The organism is Halorubrum salinarum, assembly GCF_013267195.1.
GTDB lineage: Archaea > Halobacteriota > Halobacteria > Halobacteriales > Haloferacaceae > Halorubrum > Halorubrum salinarum.
Genome location: NZ_CP053941.1, coordinates 2,155,123 through 2,169,273 on the forward strand (window position 1 = coordinate 2,155,123; position 14,151 = coordinate 2,169,273).

16 protein-coding genes and 1 pseudogene are annotated in these 14,151 nt (G+C 72.4%); 7 read left to right on the forward strand and 10 right to left on the reverse strand.

Translation table 11 applies throughout. From position 1 onward, the window contains the following. Positions 1 to 86 precede the first annotated feature (86 nt). Positions 87 to 1,103, forward strand: coding sequence for an amidohydrolase family protein (locus HPS36_RS11000; protein WP_173230170.1), 1,017 nt, complete (start codon positions 87 to 89; stop codon positions 1,101 to 1,103). 9 nt (positions 1,104 to 1,112) lie between these two features. On the opposite strand, the gene HPS36_RS11005 is transcribed toward HPS36_RS11000, so the two are convergent. Further along, the gene (locus HPS36_RS11005) at positions 1,113 to 1,592 is read right to left on the reverse strand and encodes an Lrp/AsnC family transcriptional regulator (RefSeq protein WP_053771048.1); all 480 of its coding nucleotides are present in this window, start codon (positions 1,590 to 1,592) and stop codon (positions 1,113 to 1,115) included. 112 nt (positions 1,593 to 1,704) lie between these two features. Between HPS36_RS11005 and HPS36_RS11010 the strand changes: the two genes are divergently transcribed. The 5 genes from HPS36_RS11010 to HPS36_RS11030 all read left to right on the forward strand — a co-directional run bounded on the left by HPS36_RS11010 (position 1,705) and on the right by HPS36_RS11030 (position 3,718). After that, positions 1,705 to 2,103 (forward strand): acyl-CoA thioesterase, encoded by a 399-nt coding sequence (locus HPS36_RS11010; protein ID WP_173230171.1) that lies wholly within the window; start codon positions 1,705 to 1,707, stop codon positions 2,101 to 2,103. A gap of 79 nt (positions 2,104 to 2,182) precedes the next feature. Continuing rightward, positions 2,183 to 2,422, forward strand: a complete 240-nt coding sequence (locus HPS36_RS11015; RefSeq protein ID WP_121562579.1) for a glutaredoxin family protein — start codon at positions 2,183 to 2,185, stop codon at positions 2,420 to 2,422. Further along, on the forward strand, positions 2,419 to 2,952 hold the full coding sequence (locus tag HPS36_RS11020; protein WP_173230172.1) for a cob(I)yrinic acid a,c-diamide adenosyltransferase: 534 nt from the start codon (positions 2,419 to 2,421) through the stop codon (positions 2,950 to 2,952). Before HPS36_RS11015 ends, HPS36_RS11020 begins: the two co-directional genes overlap by 4 nt. Before the next feature lie 47 nt (positions 2,953 to 2,999). Continuing rightward, the gene (locus tag HPS36_RS11025) at positions 3,000 to 3,326 is read left to right on the forward strand and encodes a cupin domain-containing protein (RefSeq protein WP_137715843.1); all 327 of its coding nucleotides are present in this window, start codon (positions 3,000 to 3,002) and stop codon (positions 3,324 to 3,326) included. Next, on the forward strand, positions 3,326 to 3,718 hold the full coding sequence (locus HPS36_RS11030; protein WP_173230173.1) for a rhodanese-like domain-containing protein: 393 nt from the start codon (positions 3,326 to 3,328) through the stop codon (positions 3,716 to 3,718). Before HPS36_RS11025 ends, HPS36_RS11030 begins: the two co-directional genes overlap by 1 nt. A 28-nt stretch (positions 3,719 to 3,746) precedes the next feature. Here the strand turns inward: HPS36_RS11030 and HPS36_RS11035 are convergent, their stop codons facing one another. The 5 genes and pseudogenes from HPS36_RS11035 to HPS36_RS11055 form a co-directional block, all read right to left on the reverse strand. Then, the gene (locus tag HPS36_RS11035) at positions 3,747 to 4,655 is read right to left on the reverse strand and encodes a Vms1/Ankzf1 family peptidyl-tRNA hydrolase (protein ID WP_173230174.1); all 909 of its coding nucleotides are present in this window, start codon (positions 4,653 to 4,655) and stop codon (positions 3,747 to 3,749) included. A gap of 267 nt (positions 4,656 to 4,922) precedes the next feature. Further along, the gene (locus tag HPS36_RS11040; protein WP_121562574.1) at positions 4,923 to 5,267 is read right to left on the reverse strand and encodes a DUF5802 family protein; all 345 of its coding nucleotides are present in this window, start codon (positions 5,265 to 5,267) and stop codon (positions 4,923 to 4,925) included. Between the two features lie 81 nt (positions 5,268 to 5,348). Next, the gene (locus tag HPS36_RS11045) at positions 5,349 to 6,137 is read right to left on the reverse strand and encodes a MarR family transcriptional regulator (protein ID WP_173230175.1); all 789 of its coding nucleotides are present in this window, start codon (positions 6,135 to 6,137) and stop codon (positions 5,349 to 5,351) included. 105 nt (positions 6,138 to 6,242) lie between these two features. After that, positions 6,243 to 7,181, reverse strand: a pseudogene (locus tag HPS36_RS11050) (NADP-dependent phosphogluconate dehydrogenase); the annotation flags it as partial. Positions 7,182 to 7,230: 49 nt separating this feature from the next. After that, entirely contained in the window at positions 7,231 to 8,457 is a 1,227-nt protein-coding gene (locus HPS36_RS11055) for a threonine synthase (RefSeq protein WP_173230176.1), read from the reverse strand. 261 nt (positions 8,458 to 8,718) lie between these two features. Here HPS36_RS11055 and HPS36_RS11060 point away from each other — a divergent pair, with 261 nt between their 5' ends. Continuing rightward, positions 8,719 to 9,564 (forward strand): helix-turn-helix domain-containing protein, encoded by an 846-nt coding sequence (locus tag HPS36_RS11060; protein WP_173230177.1) that lies wholly within the window; start codon positions 8,719 to 8,721, stop codon positions 9,562 to 9,564. A gap of 30 nt (positions 9,565 to 9,594) precedes the next feature. Here the strand turns inward: HPS36_RS11060 and gcvPB are convergent, their stop codons facing one another. The 4 genes from gcvPB to fen all read right to left on the reverse strand — a co-directional run bounded on the left by gcvPB (position 9,595) and on the right by fen (position 14,109). Next, a complete protein-coding gene (gcvPB, locus tag HPS36_RS11065; RefSeq protein ID WP_173230178.1) occupies positions 9,595 to 11,025 on the reverse strand; it encodes an aminomethyl-transferring glycine dehydrogenase subunit GcvPB in 1,431 nt (476 codons plus the stop codon). Continuing rightward, complete coding sequence (gene gcvPA, locus HPS36_RS11070; RefSeq protein ID WP_173230179.1) at positions 11,025 to 12,353, reverse strand: aminomethyl-transferring glycine dehydrogenase subunit GcvPA; 1,329 nt, start codon at positions 12,351 to 12,353, stop codon at positions 11,025 to 11,027. Before gcvPA ends, gcvPB begins: the two co-directional genes overlap by 1 nt. A 171-nt stretch (positions 12,354 to 12,524) precedes the next feature. Beyond that, entirely contained in the window at positions 12,525 to 12,908 is a 384-nt protein-coding gene (gcvH, locus tag HPS36_RS11075; RefSeq protein WP_173230180.1) for a glycine cleavage system protein GcvH, read from the reverse strand. 223 nt (positions 12,909 to 13,131) lie between these two features. Further along, complete coding sequence (gene fen / locus HPS36_RS11080) at positions 13,132 to 14,109, reverse strand: flap endonuclease-1 (protein WP_173230181.1); 978 nt, start codon at positions 14,107 to 14,109, stop codon at positions 13,132 to 13,134. Positions 14,110 to 14,151 lie beyond the last annotated feature (42 nt).

The window sequence follows — 14,151 nt, forward strand, 5'->3', positions numbered from 1 at the left end:
GAGCCCGGCCTGCGGCCCCACTCGACTTCCGCTCGCCCCCGTCGCCACTCAGGAAACCATAACGTCCCCCGGTCCGGAGGGGCGGTATGGAAGAACTCTCGGGGACCGTCCTCGCCGGCGAGTCGTTCGAGCCGGTGCGGGGACGGGTCGTCGTCGAGGACGGGCGGATAGCGGCGGTCGAGGAGACGGCCACGGAGTCGACGGACATCGTGCTGCCGGCGTTCGTCAACGCGCACACCCACCTCGGGGACTCCGTCGCGAAGGAGGCGGCCGTCGGCCTCTCGCTCGACGAGGCCGTGGCGCCGCCGGACAGCCTGAAACACCGCCGGCTGGCGGCCGCCGACCGCGACGAACTGGTGTCGGCGACGCGTCGCACCCTCCGGTACATGCGCCGGACGGGCACGGTCTCCGCGCTGGACTTCCGCGAGTCGGGTCCTCCCGGCGCGCGCGCGCTCCGCGAGGCGGCCGAAGACACGGGCGTTGACCCGTTCATCTTCGGGAGCGGCGACCCGGCGGTGCTCGACGTGGCCGACGGTTACGGCGCCTCCGGCGCCAACGACGACGACTTCGCCGCCGAGCGCGCCGCCTGCGAGGAGCGCGGCGTCCCCTTCGCGATCCACGCGGGCGAGCCCGACGCGACGGACATCCACCCGGCGCTCGACCTGGACCCGGACCTGCTCGTCCACATGGTCCACGCCGAGGAAGAGCACCTCGAACGGGTCGCGGACCAGTCCGTTCCGATCGCGGTCTGTCCGCGCGCGAACGCGGTCCTCGGCGTCGGGACGGCGCCGATGCGCGACCTGGTGGACCACGCGACCGTCGCGCTCGGCACGGACAACGTCATGCTGAACCAGCCGTCGATGTTCCGCGAGATGGCGACCGCCGCGAAGCGGTTCGACGTGACCGACCGGGAGGTGCTGCGGATGGCCACCGCCGCCGGCGCCGAGATCGCCGGCCTCGACTGCGGCGTCGTCGAGCCCGGGCGGCGCGCGGCGCTGCTCGTCCTCGACGGCGACTCGGACAACACCTCCGGGACGGCCGACCCCGTCAGCGCCGTCGTCCGGCGCGCGACCGGGCTGGACGTGAAGCGGGTCGTCGGCTGACCGCCCCGGTCAGTCACCCTCGTGCCGCTCCGCGTCGAACCGCCCGAAGGGGGTGGTCTCGTGGGTCCGCACGAGCACCTCGTCGGCGACCGTGACCCCCATGTCGAGGAGCGCCTGCGCCACGGGCGTGATGTCGCTGTCCGACTCGCCGACGACGGTCACGAGCAGGTTCTGCTCGCCCGTCACGAGCTCCTGGACCGACACGACGCCGTCGATCTCTAAGATGTCGGGGATGAGCTCGCCCCGCTCCGGGATCGACGCGGTGCAGTAGAGCAGCATCCGGAGCGGGTACCCCGACCGCTGGTAGTCGACGCTGGCGCTGTACCCCTTGATCACGCCCTCCGACTCGAGCCGCTGGATGCGCTTGCGGACGGTGCTGTCCGAGGTGCCGGTCCGCTCCGCGATGTCCCCGGACGACGTGTTCCGGGCGTCGGCCTGGAGCGCGTAGAGGATCGCCCTGTCGACGTCGTCGATCGCGCCGTTGTCCATACCCCGCCGATAGGCGCGTGCCGCTTTTATACGTTGTCGGGGCGGTTCGGCGCGCCGCCGGTCGTCGCCTCGATCCCGACGCCTACATACGACCGCCGCCAGTTGGTCGGGTATGGCGCCCTACACCGTGGACATCGAAGTGCGGTTCCGCGACATCGACGCGCTCGGCCACGTCAACAACGCTGTCTACGCGACGTACATCGAGCAGGCTCGGACGCGATACTTCCGCGACGTGCTCGACATCGACATCTCGCAGTCGTCGAACGTGCTGGCGTCGCTGTCGATCGACTTCCGTCGCCCGATCGAGTTACCGGACGAAAACGTGACCGTCACCGTCGAACTGGCCGACCTGGGGCGGTCGAGCGCGACGATGACCCACGAGATCCGCGTCGGCGACGCGGTCGCCGCGGAGGCCGAGGCGACGGTCGTCGCGTTGGACCCGGAGACCGGAGAGCCGGCGCCGATCCCCGAGGAGCACCGGACCAAGATGGAGTCGTACCACGACCTCTGAGGGGCTCGGGGGACCGGGTCCCGCCGGCCGATCCGCTCCGGACGCACACCTTCTTGACGCCGCGGACGGATCGATCGGTATGAGCGTTCGACTGTACGCCCTCGACGGGTGTCCCTGGTGCGAGAAGGCGGCCGACGCCTTGGACGAGGCGGGCGTCGACTACGAGACGGAGTGGGTGGAGGCGCTCCACTCGCGGCGGAACGAGGTCAAGCGCGTCAGCGGCCAGCGCGGCGTCCCGGTTCTCGTCGACGAGGAGCGCGGCGTGACGATGGCCGAGAGCGCGAACATCGTCGAGTACGTCGAGAGGACCCTCGCATGAGCATCTACACCGGCCGGGGCGACGAGGGCGAGACCGACCTCCGGGACATGAGCCGGGTGTCGAAGTCGAGCCACCGCATCGAGGCGTACGGCTCCGTCGACGAGGCGAACGCCCTCCTCGGCACGGTCCGTCCGACGGGCCACGACGACGTCGACGACCTCCTGGAGACGGTCCAGAACCACCTCCACATCGTCCAGGCGGACCTCGCGAACCCCGACCCCGACCCGGACGACCCGCAGGTCGACGGCGACCACGCCGCGGAGCTGGAGGACCGCATCGACGCGTTCGACGAGGAGCTGGAGCCGCTCCAGTCGTTCATCCTGCCCGGCGGCGGCGAGGCCGGCGCGGCGCTCCACCACGCGCGCGCCGTGGTGCGGCGGGCGGAGCGGCGCGTCGTCGACCTCGCGCGCTCGGAGCCGATAAACGAGGCCGTCGTCACCTACCTCAACCGGCTCTCCGACCTCCTCTTCACCCTCGGTCGGGTCGTCAACGCGCGCGACGGCGAGCCCGAGGAGTCGCCCACGTACTGAGTCGCCCCGAGCGCGCGATTTTTCCCCGTCCCCCGCGAGGTGGAGGTATGACGCTCGACAGCTACGCGGCGGCGGTCGACGGGCTCGACCCGGGCCCCGGCGAGGTCGAGACGGCGGAGCTACTGGTGAGCGACGACGTGCTCGTGAAGGCGTTCGTCCTCGGCCCCGACGCGGCGGTCGACCCGCACGAACACGCCGACGCCACGAACGTGTTCCACGTGCTTGAGGGTGAGCCGACCGTGGTCCGCGACGGCGAGGAGGCGGCGCTCGCGGCGCCCGCGGTGGTGCCGAACGAGCGCGGCGCGGTTCACGGCGCCCGCAACGACACCGACGATCGGGCCGTGCTCACGGCCAGCATCGCACCCCTCCCCTGATGGACGGCGAAATCGATCCCGAGGAGCTGTCGGCGCTGCTGGACGAGCGCGACGGCTCCCCCGACGAGTCGCTGCGTATCGTCGACATCCGCGATCAGCGGGCGTTCGACCGCGGCCACCTCCCCGACAGCGAGTGTATCCCCTTCCCGGAGCTGACGAGCCGGATCGCGGAGCTGGAGGGCGCGGACCGGATCGTCACCGTCTGTCCCCACGGCGTCGCCAGTCAGCAGGCGGCCCAGCTCATCGGCAGCTACGAGGGCACGCAGGACGCGCGCGTCGAGAGTCTCCGCGGCGGCATCGAGGGCTGGCAGGAAGCGGTCGGCGAGCTGACCGAGTCGCCGGCGCCCGAAGGGGACGACGGCGCCGACGAAGGCCCCGAGTCGCCCTTCTGACGCGGGCCGGCCGCTCCGGGCCCGGCCTTCAGATCGCGCGAACCCGCACCCGCCAGAAGTCGCGGAACGCGTCGTCGAGCGCCGCCTCCGGCTTCCCGGTGGCGTCGGAGACGTCGGTGACGTCGGCGCGGTCGCGCACCCGACCGAGGACGCTGCGCTCGCCGACGGCGATCACGCGGTCGAGGTCGTCCGCGTCGGCGACCTCGGAGAGCGCCTCGGCCGCCCGGTCGAGGTGGTCGTCGATCTGTCCCTCGCGGCGGCGCTCGAAGCGCCCCTGCGAGAACCCACCCTTCGAGTGGGCCTCCTTCACGTCGCTGGTGAACCCCTCGAAGGCGACGCGCTCGGCGCCCTCGTAGGTGCCGACGGCGAAGGTGTCCGAGCGGACCAGCGCGAACGCGAACCGGCCCGTCGGGCGGAACCACGACTCGTCGAGCCGGAAGCGGTCGCTCCACCGGTCGAACGGGTCGGGCGCTATCGGCGGGGTCAGCGCGACACTCACCGCGCCGGTGTCGTCGGCGAGGACCACGGCCGGAGCCGCGCGCCGGACGAGCGCCGCGCGCTCGCCGAACCAGTCCGAGACGGTCGCCGGGACGGAGTCGGCGTCGGGGACGAACGCGGTCAACAGCCCCTCGGGGTCGTCGCTCTCGACGGCGCGGAAGCGGTCGAGCGCGTCGGTCAGCTTCGGGCCGCGCAGGTCGCTCACGCGCCGGAACTCGACGGACGCCTCGGTCCCCTCAGCGCGCTCCAGCCGCTCCTCTAGCGACTCGATCCGGTGTTCGAGCTCGTTGACGCGCTCCTCAGCGCGCTGGCGGTCGGCGACGGCTTCGGACCGCCGCTCCTCTTCGGCCTCCGCGCGCCGTTCGAGGTGGCGCTTCTCCTCCTCTAACTCCTCGATACGCTCCTTCAGCTCGGCGCGCCCGAGCAGCCTGTCGATCATACCGAATCCGCGACCCGCCGCGACCTAAAAGGTGCGTCTGCGGCGGAGACGTCGTCGAGCCTATTTATAAACGAAGCCCGTGCGGTGGCGCGTGCCGACGAGCGGCCGTAGGCCGCGAGTCGCACGCGCGAGGGAGTCGCTGGCGGCTGGCGCCGCCAGCGACGAGGCTGGGGCTTTGGCGGTGTTCGCCGTCGACCCGTCAGCAGCTATTTATAAATAGCCGGTCACGGGGACGAAATCAGCGAAAACGGGGTCAATCACGTAGTCCTACGCGTTCACGAACGGCTCCCACCCCTCCCATCGTAGGAGCTTCTCGGCGCGGTCCGCGTCCGCCAACAGCACGTTCCGGCGGTCCGGGAGCGTCTCGTCGGCGAGCTCCCGCGGAATCGCGAGCGTCCCGCTCGGTACGTCGTCGTCGCCGGCGACCGGGATGTGGCCCCCGTCGACTTTCATGACGAGCGGGGCGTCGAGTCGTTCGACGCCCTCGCCGTCCGCGTACAGCTGCTCGTTGACGTGCTCGTGGTCCGCCCGCTGGATGACGGCGCGCTCGCCGCCGTGGGGTTCCACGTACAGTTCCCCCAGGTAGTAGCCGCTCGAGAATCGCTCGAACATTCTATGCGTGGTACTCTCTGCCATGACCCATATAAGCGTTTCCCGCGGCTCACGCGCGCTGAGATTCGGGCGGGATGTCCGCTACGGAGCGAGCGCGTCGCCGCCGTTCGCCCGGTAGTAGGCCGCAAGCGGCGTGCCGCGCTCGCGGTGGGACTCGAACAGGTCGGCGAGCCACGCCACGGCGTCCGAGTCGTCGTTCGCGGCGTACCCGAGGAAGTTGCCCCTATCGCCGTGGATCGCGAGGTACGCCGTCGTCCGGCCGTCGACGGTGCTCAGGTACCACGCGAACGGGAGGTCGGTGACGACGCTCACCCCGACCTCGGCCTCGACGATGGCGCGCGCCCGCTCCGGGCTCTCCGCGGCCAGGTAGTCCGTGACCGACTCCGTCAGGACGTACGACAGCGCCAGCGACTCCTCGACGACGGTGCGGCGGTACAGCGTCGAAACGAACCGCTCGTCGTTGGCGGCGATCGACGCGCCCCGGAGCCGGTCGGCGGCTTCGGCGACGCGCTGAAGCCGGGACAACACCGTCGCCGGCGGCGTCTCGGCTATCGTCACCACCTCGGCGTCCGCGAAGAACCGGTGGTTCCGCGGCGACGACGGGAGCTCGTTGAGGACGCCGTTCGCCGTCTCGACCGCCTCCGCGACCGCGACCGCCTCGTCGACGGTGTCCAAGAGGATCCGGCCGGCGTACGTCGCCTCGTAGCCGTCCGCGCCGCGCTCGACGAGCCGGTCGGCTTCGAGGGCCCGGACCGCGCGGTTGACCGTCGACCTGGAGTGCTCGAACTCGTCGACGAGGTCCCGGATCCGCGCGGGACCGTCTGCGAGGCGGACGAGGTACTGCCGACGACTGAAGGCGAGGTCGAGCACGAGTGAACTGTCGGCCAGCCTTCAGTAATACGTGTCGTTCGAGGAAGAGGTCCCGCCGCGTGCGGGCACCGGCGCGCGGCGTCGACGCCGCGCGCGCCGGGACGGCTATGCGTCGTCGCGCCGCGCGACCTCGTGGCGGCCGAACCCGTACCGGAGGCGGTTCGCGAGCCGCCGGGAGAACCGCCCCTCGTTCCGCGAGTCGAACCGCTCCGCGAGCGCCTGGTAGATGATCGGGACGGGCACCTCCTGTTCGAGCGCCTCCTCGACGGTCCACGTCCCCGTCGAGCCGCCGGCCACGTGGTCCGCCACGTCGCCGAGGTCGGAGCCCTCCTCGCGGAACGCCTCCTCGCAGAGCTCCAGCAGCCACGACCGGATCACGGCGCCGTTGTTCCAGGTGCGCGCGACCGACTCCATGTCGAGGTCGTAGCGCCCGTCGGTGAGCAGTTCGAACCCCTCGCCGTACGCCTGCATCAGCGCGTACTCGACGCCGTTGTGGACCATCTTCACGTAGTGGCCCGAGCCGGACTCGCCCATCCGGTCGTGGCCGTCCGGGCCGGTCGCCACCGCGTCGAAGACCGGGACCATCGCTTCGTAGGCCCACTCGGGGCCGCCGACCATCAGGGAGAATCCGGCTTCCGCGCTCGCGGGGCCGCCGGAGGTCCCGCAGTCGAGGTAGGCGGCGTCCGTCGCCTCGGCGCGGCGGACCGACTCCTCGAAGTGAGAGTTCCCGCCGTCGACGACCACGTCGTCGCCGTCGAGGTGGGGCTCGACGTCCGCCAGGGTGGCGTCGACGGCGTCGCCCGCGGGCACCATCAGCCAGATCCGCTTGCCGTCGGTCTCGCCCGACCCGTCCAACCGCTCGCAGAGGTCCGCGACCGAGTCGGCCGGCTCCGCGCCGTTCGCCGCCGCCTCGGCGGTCGCCTCCGCCGAGAGGTCGAACGCGACCACGTCGTGGCCCGCCTCCAGCGACCGGTTCGCGACGATCTGCCCCATCCGACCGAGTCCGATGACCCCGAGTTCCATGCGCGAGGGGTGGCGACCGCCCGCCGTAGTGGTTCCGGTTCGGCTCCTCGCCCGCCCGTCCGCCGCGGGGCTATTCGCCCGCCTCGGCCTCGCGCTCGCCGAGGTGCGCGCGGAGCGCGTCCACGTCCTTGTTGCCCGCGCCGGTGTTCAGCAGGACGACGGTGTCGTCTGGGCCGAACTCGCCGGACTCGGCGAGCGCGAACGCCCCGGAGACCGCGGCCGCGCAGGTGGCGCCGACCTCCAGCCCCTCGCTCCGCGCGACCTCGATCGCGGCGTCGAGGATCTCGCGGTCGGTCGTCGCCACCGCGCCGCCGTCGGACTCGCGGACCGCCTCCAAGATGAGGTGGCTCGCGCCCGGGTCGGGGATCGCGATCCCGTTACAGGCCGTGTCGACCTCGTCGTCCGCGAGCGGCTCGTGGCGGTCCGCCCCAGACTCGTAGGCGCGCACGATCGGGGCACAGCCCGCGGCCTGCGCGGCGTACATCGGGACCAGCCCGTCGGTCCAGCCGAGGTCGCGCGCCTCCCGCGCCGCCTTGTGCATCCCCACCAGCCCGACGCCGCCGCCCGTCGGGTAGACGACGCCGTCGGGCGCCTCCCAGTCGAGCTGCGCCAAGAGCTCCAGCGCCATCGTCTTCTTCCCCTCGTGGCGGTACGGCGTGACGAACGTCTTCGTCGAGTACCACTCGGGGTGCTCGTCCATCGCCTCGGCGTACGCCTTCCCCGCGTCGCCGATCTGCGAGTTGCCGTCGACGGGGTCGGTGACGGTGAGGTCCGCGCCGTGGACCTCCGTCATCGCCTTCTGGGTGAACCCCGCCCGGGAGGGGAGGAACACGTGCGCGTCGAGGTCCGCGCGGGCCGCGTACGCCGCGGCCGCCTGCCCCGCGTTGCCGGCGCTGTTCAGCGCGACCTCCGCCGCGCCGTGCTCGCGCGCCGCCGTCATCGCGGCCGCCTGCCCGCGGTCCTTGAACGTCCCCGTGGGGTTCGCGCCCTCGTCTTTCAGGAGGACGCGGCCGACGCCCATCGCGTCAGCCAGCGCCGGGCACTCGACGAGCGGCGTGGCGCCCTCGCCGAGCGACACCGCCGCCTCGGCCGGGAACGGGAGCAGTTCGTCGTAGCGCCACATCGACCCGTCGGGTCGGGCGTCGAGCGCCTCCGGCGTCGGGTCGATCCGGTCGTAGTCGTAGTCGGGGTCGAGGATGCCGTCGCAGTCGGGACAGCGGTGCGTCGCCGTCTCCGCGTCGAACGTCTCGCCGCAGTCGACGCAGGTCAGGCCGATGAACGCGTCTGTCGTCTCCATGGACCTCGGCTCGCGTGCCGGGGACTTCGGTGCTGTGGTCGCGGCGCGATCCGGGGCCTTCGGTGCCGTAATCGCGACGGGCTCCGAGCGCTTCGGTGCCGCGGTCGCGGCGCGCCGCGAGGCGCTCGTCGTCCCGGCCGCGGGTACTTATGCTCGAAACGTATGAAGGGGTACGCCGACGGCGGCCGCCGCCGTACCTCCACGGGAGATGCCCGCTTCAGCGACCGCGTCCGGTCCGCCGGGGGAAGCGAGGTGGAACCGATGAGCCGAACGGAACTGCGGTTGGACCTCCCGACCGGGTCGTGGCTCGGGGACGTCTCCCGCCGCGTCCCCGCGGCGACGCTCCGGGTCGCGGAGACGATCGCGGTCGACGGCTCGGCGGCGACCGACGACGACGGCCCGGGTGCGACCGGCGAGGGCCTGACGGCGGCCGCGACCGTCCGCGTCGGCGGCACCGACAGGGACCGCGTCGAGGCGGCGCTCCGCGAGCACGACCGGGTCGACCGCGCGACGGCGGTCGAGCGCCGGGGAGACGTTCGCACGCTCCGGGTCGTCGGCAGCGCGCCCGCGTACCTCCCCGCGGCGCGGGCGGTCGGCCTCCCGATAGCGGCGGCGGTCGAGGTCGTCGACGGCCGCGCGACGGTGAGCGTCGTCGGCGACCGCGACCGGGTCGAGGCGTTCGGTCGACGGCTCGCGGCCGACGGCGTGACGGTCGGCGTCGCCGCCACCGGGAGCGACGAGCCGGACCGGACGCTCACGGAGGCGCAGCGCGAGTTAGTGTTCGAGGCGGTCAAGACCGGCTACTACGACACCCCGCGGCGGTGTACGCTCACCGAGCTGGCGGCGGCGAACGACATCGCGAAGTCGACCTGTAGCGAGACGCTCCACCGCGCGGAGGGACGTGTGATGCGGCGGTTCGTCGACGGCGAAGGGCCCTTCTCGCCGCCGGAGACGGCGGGCGACGACGCGACCGACCCCGCCGAGGCGGTCGCGCTCGACGGCGACGAGTTCGACGCGGCCGCGCGCGGCGACGACGAGTCCGACGGCGACGAGTTCGAGGCCGCCGACCGCGAGGAGCCGGTCCGGTCCGCGGCGACCGAGCCCTGAGGCCCGCGGTCGCCGCGTCCGTCGCGACGGTTACTCCCCGTCGAGCGCCTGCCACGAGAGCCGCGGGTTCCGCGCGGCGCCGACCTGGTCGATCCGGCTCGCGGCGGTCCGGCTCGGCGCCGCGTCGAGCGCCTCGTCGGTGTCGGCGTACGCGAGGTTGAACGCCTCCGCGAGGTCGTCGAGCGAGGACCGCCCCTCTATCTCGGTCGGCTCGGTCAGCATCGCCTCCGGCACCATCTCCGGCCACTTGGTCGTCGGCGGGTGGACGCCGAAGTCGAGCATGCGCTTGGCCACGTCGGCGGCGTCGCGGTCGCCGGCGGTCGCCGCGAACTCGTGGTGGAACGGGCCGAAGGGCACGTCGAGGTCGATCCGCTCGGCGAGGTAGTTAGCGTTGAGGACGGCCTTCGCGGCCGCGTCCGCCAGCCCCTCGTCGCCGAGGCGCGCGATGTACGCGTACGCCTTGATCGCCACGAGCCAGTTGCCGGCGAAGCCGTGGACCTTCCCGATCGTGTGCTCGGGCTCGAACCGCTCGTACCCCTTCCCGCCGTCCGTCTCGCGCACCCGCGGGGTGGGGAGGAACGGCGCCAGCTCGTCGACGACGCCGACCGGCCCGGCGCCCGGGCCGCCGCCGCCGTGGGGGGTCGCGAACGTCTTGTGGACGTTGTAGTGCATCACGTCGAACCCCATGTCGCCGGGGCGGCCGCGCCCGAGCAGCGCGTTGAGGTTCGCGCCGTCGTAATAGAGCAGCCCGCCGGCGTCGTGGACGATGTCGGCTACCTCCGTGATGTCGCGCTCGAAGAGCCCGACGGTGTTCGGGTTCGTCAGCATGAGCGCGGCGGTGTCGTCGCCGACCGCCGCCTCCAGCGCCTCCAGGTCGACGCGGCCGTCATCGCCGGAGGGCAGCTCGACCACGTCGTAGCCCGCAGTCGCGGCCGTCGCGAAGTTCGTCCCGTGGGCGGACGCCGGGATCACGACCTCGGAGCGGTCGTTGCCGTGGTGCTCGTGGTACGCCTTCGCGACGAGGATGCCCGTGAGCTCGCCGGCGGCGCCCGCCGGGGGCTGGAGCGTCACGGCGTCCATCCCGCCGATCTCGGCGAGCGCCTCCTGGAGCCGGTACTGGAGCTCCAAGTTCCCCTGCGCGGAGCGCGCGGAGCGGTCGGGGTGGATCGCCGCGTTCGGGTCGGCCGCCACGTCCTCGGTGAACTTGGGGTTGTACTTCATCGTACAGCTCCCGAGCGGGTACGGCCCCGCGTCGATCGCCCAGTTCATCTGCGAGAGCCGGGTGTAGTGGCGCGCCGTCTCCGGCTCCGAGGGGTTCGGCAGCGTCAGCTCCTCGCGGGTGAGGTCGTCGGGAAGCGGGGAGTCCTCGCGCACGTCGACCGTCTCTTGCCCCTTCTCCGAGAGCAGCGGCTCGCGGACGCCCTCCGCCTCTCGCTCGTAGTTCGCCTGGTCGTGGATCATCAGAGCACCTCCTCGAAGGCCGCGACGAGGCCGTCCGTCTTCCCGGCGTTCAGGTCGGTGACGCACACCTGAAGCAGGTGGTCGCCGATCGCGTGGACCGCGAACCCCTCGGCCTCTAAGTCCTCGGCCACGGCGGGCGCCGGCTGGTCGACGCGCACCGCGAACTCCCGGAAGTGGTGGCGGTCGTGGACCGGCGCCTTCGCCCCGGAGAGGCCGTCGATCCGGTCCGCGAGGTCGGCGGCCTCGCGCACGCAGTCGTTCGCGAGGTCGACGAGCCCGTCGGGCCCGAGCGTCGCCGCGTGGATCGCCGCGCGGAGCGCGACCCACGCCTGGTTCGTACAGATGTTCGAGGTGGCCCGCTCCTTGCGGATGTGCTGTTCGCGGGTCTGGAGCGTCAGGGTGTACGCGCGGTCGCCGTCGGCGTCTTCGCTCGCGCCGACGAGCCGGCCGGGGACCTGCCGCAGGAAGTCGTCGCTACACGCGAAGATCCCCAGCCCCATGCCGTAGGCGGTCGGGAGGCCCAGCGACCCCGCCTCGCCGACGACCACGTCGGCGCCGACCGCGGCCGGCGACTCGAGGACCGACAGCGCGACCACGTCCGAGCCGAGGACGAACAGCGCGTCCGTCTCGTCGGCGAGGTCGCCGATCGCCGCGAGCCGCTCCTCGATGCAGCCGCGGACGGTCGGGCTCTCGGCGTACAGCATCGCCACGTCGTCGCCCGCGCGGTCCGCGAGGGCGTCGACGTCGGCGGTCCCGTCGGCCATCGGATACGTCTCGACCGTGAGGTCGGCGCCGTCGCAGTAGTTCTCCAGCACCGCCCGCTTCCCCTCGCGGAGCTGCTCGGGGACGAGGACGGTGTCGCCCGAGGTCGACCGGACGCGGTCCGCGAGCGTCGCGGCCTCGCCGAGCGCGGTCGCGGCGTCGTACATCGAGCAGTTCGCGACGTCGAGGCCGGTCAGCTCGACCAGCATCGACTGGTACTCGAAGAGCGCCTGGAGGAACCCCTGGGACACCTCCGGCTGGTACTGGGTGTAGCTCGTGAGGAACTCGGCGCGGTCCGCGAGGTGGTCGACGACGCTCGGGACGTAGTGGCCGTAGTGGCCCCGGCCGAGGAACTCGGTCAGGTCGTCGTTCCGGGCGAAGATCCGCGCGCACTCGTCGCGGATCTCGCGTTCCGTCCGGGGATCGATGCCGAACTCGCCGTCGAAGGCGACGGCGTCGGGGATGTCGAACAGGGCCTCCTCGTCGTCGACGCCGATCTCGGCCAGCATCGCCGCGGTCTCTTCGTCGGTGTGGGGCGCGTACGGCGTGCCGTTCGCCCGGCTCATCGGTGCGTCTCGCCTCGTCCGCGGTCGTTCGGCCGTCCGCCGGTGGCCCGTCCGGGCGCGACTCGTCGGTTCGCGGGTGCGGTAACGTGGGAAGGTGGCGTGGTCATGGTCGTGTGTCGGATGGGTGTGTGGTCCGGTGTCCGCGGTCCGCGCGCCGGGGAACCCCCGGCGTCACGCGATCTGGTCGTCGTACTCGTCGGCGTCGAGCAGGCCGTCGGCGTCGCCGTCCGCGGCGGGGGCGACCTCCAGCATCCAGCCCTCGCCGTACGGGTCCTCGTTGACGAGTTCCGGGCGGTCGAACAGGGCCTCGTTGACCGCGACGACCTCGCCCGAGACGGGCGCGTACAGGTCGGAGACGGCCTTGATCGACTCGACGACGCCGAACGACTCGCCGCCGGCGACCTCGTCGCCGACCTCGGGGAGTTCGACGAACACCACGTCGCCCAGCTCGTCTTGCGCGAAGTCGGAGACGCCGATCCGGACCGTGTCGCCGCCGGTCGTCGCCCACTCGTGCGATTCCAGGTACCGTCTGTCGTCGGGAACGTCGAAGCTCATTGGTCAGGGTCGCCGCGGTCCGCTCGGAGGCCTGGCCGCGAGGGCGCCGGGCCGTCAGCGCCGTCGCCGGGGGCGACCCGTCGGTCGGCTGCGGGCGGCGTCCGCGATCGGGTGGCGGTCCGCGACACGTGTGAATCACCCTTCCGGCGACGAGGAAATAAAAGGTGTGTTCGCGGCGGTCGAGCGGGGGAACGCCGGGCCGAACCCGCGTCGCGCCGCCCCGTCAGGTCCAGCGGTCGAGCCCGGTCTGGACCTGCGACTCCGCGATGCGCTCGAACCCGCGCTCGACCTCGTCCGCGGCGACGCCCCACTCGTCGACGACGTACTCGCGGGCGGCCTCGACGTCCGGGTTCACGTCGGCGTCGACCGCGACGTCCTCGGCCGGGGGGTCCATGAAGAGCTCTCGGACCGCCTCGGCGTTCTGGATCTCGGCGCCGCGCGCCTCGAGGACGCCCCACAGGTCGCCGTGTTCCCGGACCGCCTTCACCGCCGTCTTCGGACCGATCCCGCGGACCCCCTCGTTGAAGTCGGTCCCGCAGAGCATCGCGGCGTCGACGAGGCCCTGGCGGTCCAGTCCGAGGTCGTCGAGCGTCGCCGCCAGGTCCATCAGCTCCGGGTCGCCCTTGCTCGTCAGCTGGCGGAGCGTCGTCGGCGCGCCGAACAGCAGGGTGTCGTAGTCCTCGCTGCCCGCGTGGTCGACGGTCCCGGTCGCGGCCATGTGCGCGCACTGCGCTTCCCCCTCCGCGGGCGCCTCGACGATCGGTACGTCGAGCAGTTCGAGCAGCTCGCGGGTCGTCTCCTGGATCGTGTCCGTGAGCCGCTGGGTGCGGGCCTCCAGGCGCGCTGCCTCGACTGCGTCGCCGCGCTCCTCGGCGGCGGCCCTGCGCTCCTCGGCCGCCTCGCGCTTCTCGCGCCGTTCGGCCACCTCGTCGGCCTTCAGGTCGGTGACGGCGCCGTCGAACACCATCACCGGGATCAGGTCGTGTTCGAAGAACTTCGGGAGCCCCTGGACGACCCCGATGAGGTTCGCGACCTCGACGCCGTCGGCCGTCGTGTACTTCTCGTCGCTCGTCCACTTGACCGTGGTCGTGAGGTAGCGGTACAGCCAGTTGTGCGCGTCGACGGCGACGACGCTCCCCTCGATGTCCGCGAAGGGGACGTCGCGGATCGACGCGAGGTCGCGCAGGTCGGCGTTTCCCATCGTCGGTCACTGGGGCGCGCCGCTATTAAACGCCCACCGGTC

What these genes read in the sequence shown, in the direction of transcription:
- HPS36_RS11000 (WP_173230170.1), top strand. Translation starts at nt 87, where the DNA reads ATGGAAGAACTCTCGGGGACCGTCCTCGCCGGCGAGTCGTTCGAGCCG.
- HPS36_RS11005 (WP_053771048.1), bottom strand. Translation starts at nt 1,592, where the DNA reads ATGGACAACGGCGCGATCGACGACGTCGACAGGGCGATCCTCTACGCG.
- HPS36_RS11010 (WP_173230171.1), top strand. Translation starts at nt 1,705, where the DNA reads ATGGCGCCCTACACCGTGGACATCGAAGTGCGGTTCCGCGACATCGAC.
- HPS36_RS11015 (WP_121562579.1), top strand. Translation starts at nt 2,183, where the DNA reads ATGAGCGTTCGACTGTACGCCCTCGACGGGTGTCCCTGGTGCGAGAAG.
- HPS36_RS11020 (WP_173230172.1), top strand. Translation starts at nt 2,419, where the DNA reads ATGAGCATCTACACCGGCCGGGGCGACGAGGGCGAGACCGACCTCCGG.
- HPS36_RS11025 (WP_137715843.1), top strand. Translation starts at nt 3,000, where the DNA reads ATGACGCTCGACAGCTACGCGGCGGCGGTCGACGGGCTCGACCCGGGC.
- HPS36_RS11030 (WP_173230173.1), top strand. Translation starts at nt 3,326, where the DNA reads ATGGACGGCGAAATCGATCCCGAGGAGCTGTCGGCGCTGCTGGACGAG.
- HPS36_RS11035 (WP_173230174.1), bottom strand. Translation starts at nt 4,655, where the DNA reads ATGATCGACAGGCTGCTCGGGCGCGCCGAGCTGAAGGAGCGTATCGAG.
- HPS36_RS11040 (WP_121562574.1), bottom strand. Translation starts at nt 5,267, where the DNA reads ATGTTCGAGCGATTCTCGAGCGGCTACTACCTGGGGGAACTGTACGTG.
- HPS36_RS11055 (WP_173230176.1), bottom strand. Translation starts at nt 8,457, where the DNA reads ATGGAGACGACAGACGCGTTCATCGGCCTGACCTGCGTCGACTGCGGC.
- HPS36_RS11060 (WP_173230177.1), top strand. Translation starts at nt 8,719, where the DNA reads ATGAGCCGAACGGAACTGCGGTTGGACCTCCCGACCGGGTCGTGGCTC.
- gcvPB (WP_173230178.1), bottom strand. Translation starts at nt 11,025, where the DNA reads ATGATCCACGACCAGGCGAACTACGAGCGAGAGGCGGAGGGCGTCCGC.
- gcvPA (WP_173230179.1), bottom strand. Translation starts at nt 12,353, where the DNA reads ATGAGCCGGGCGAACGGCACGCCGTACGCGCCCCACACCGACGAAGAG.
- gcvH (WP_173230180.1), bottom strand. Translation starts at nt 12,908, where the DNA reads ATGAGCTTCGACGTTCCCGACGACAGACGGTACCTGGAATCGCACGAG.
- fen (WP_173230181.1), bottom strand. Translation starts at nt 14,109, where the DNA reads ATGGGAAACGCCGACCTGCGCGACCTCGCGTCGATCCGCGACGTCCCC.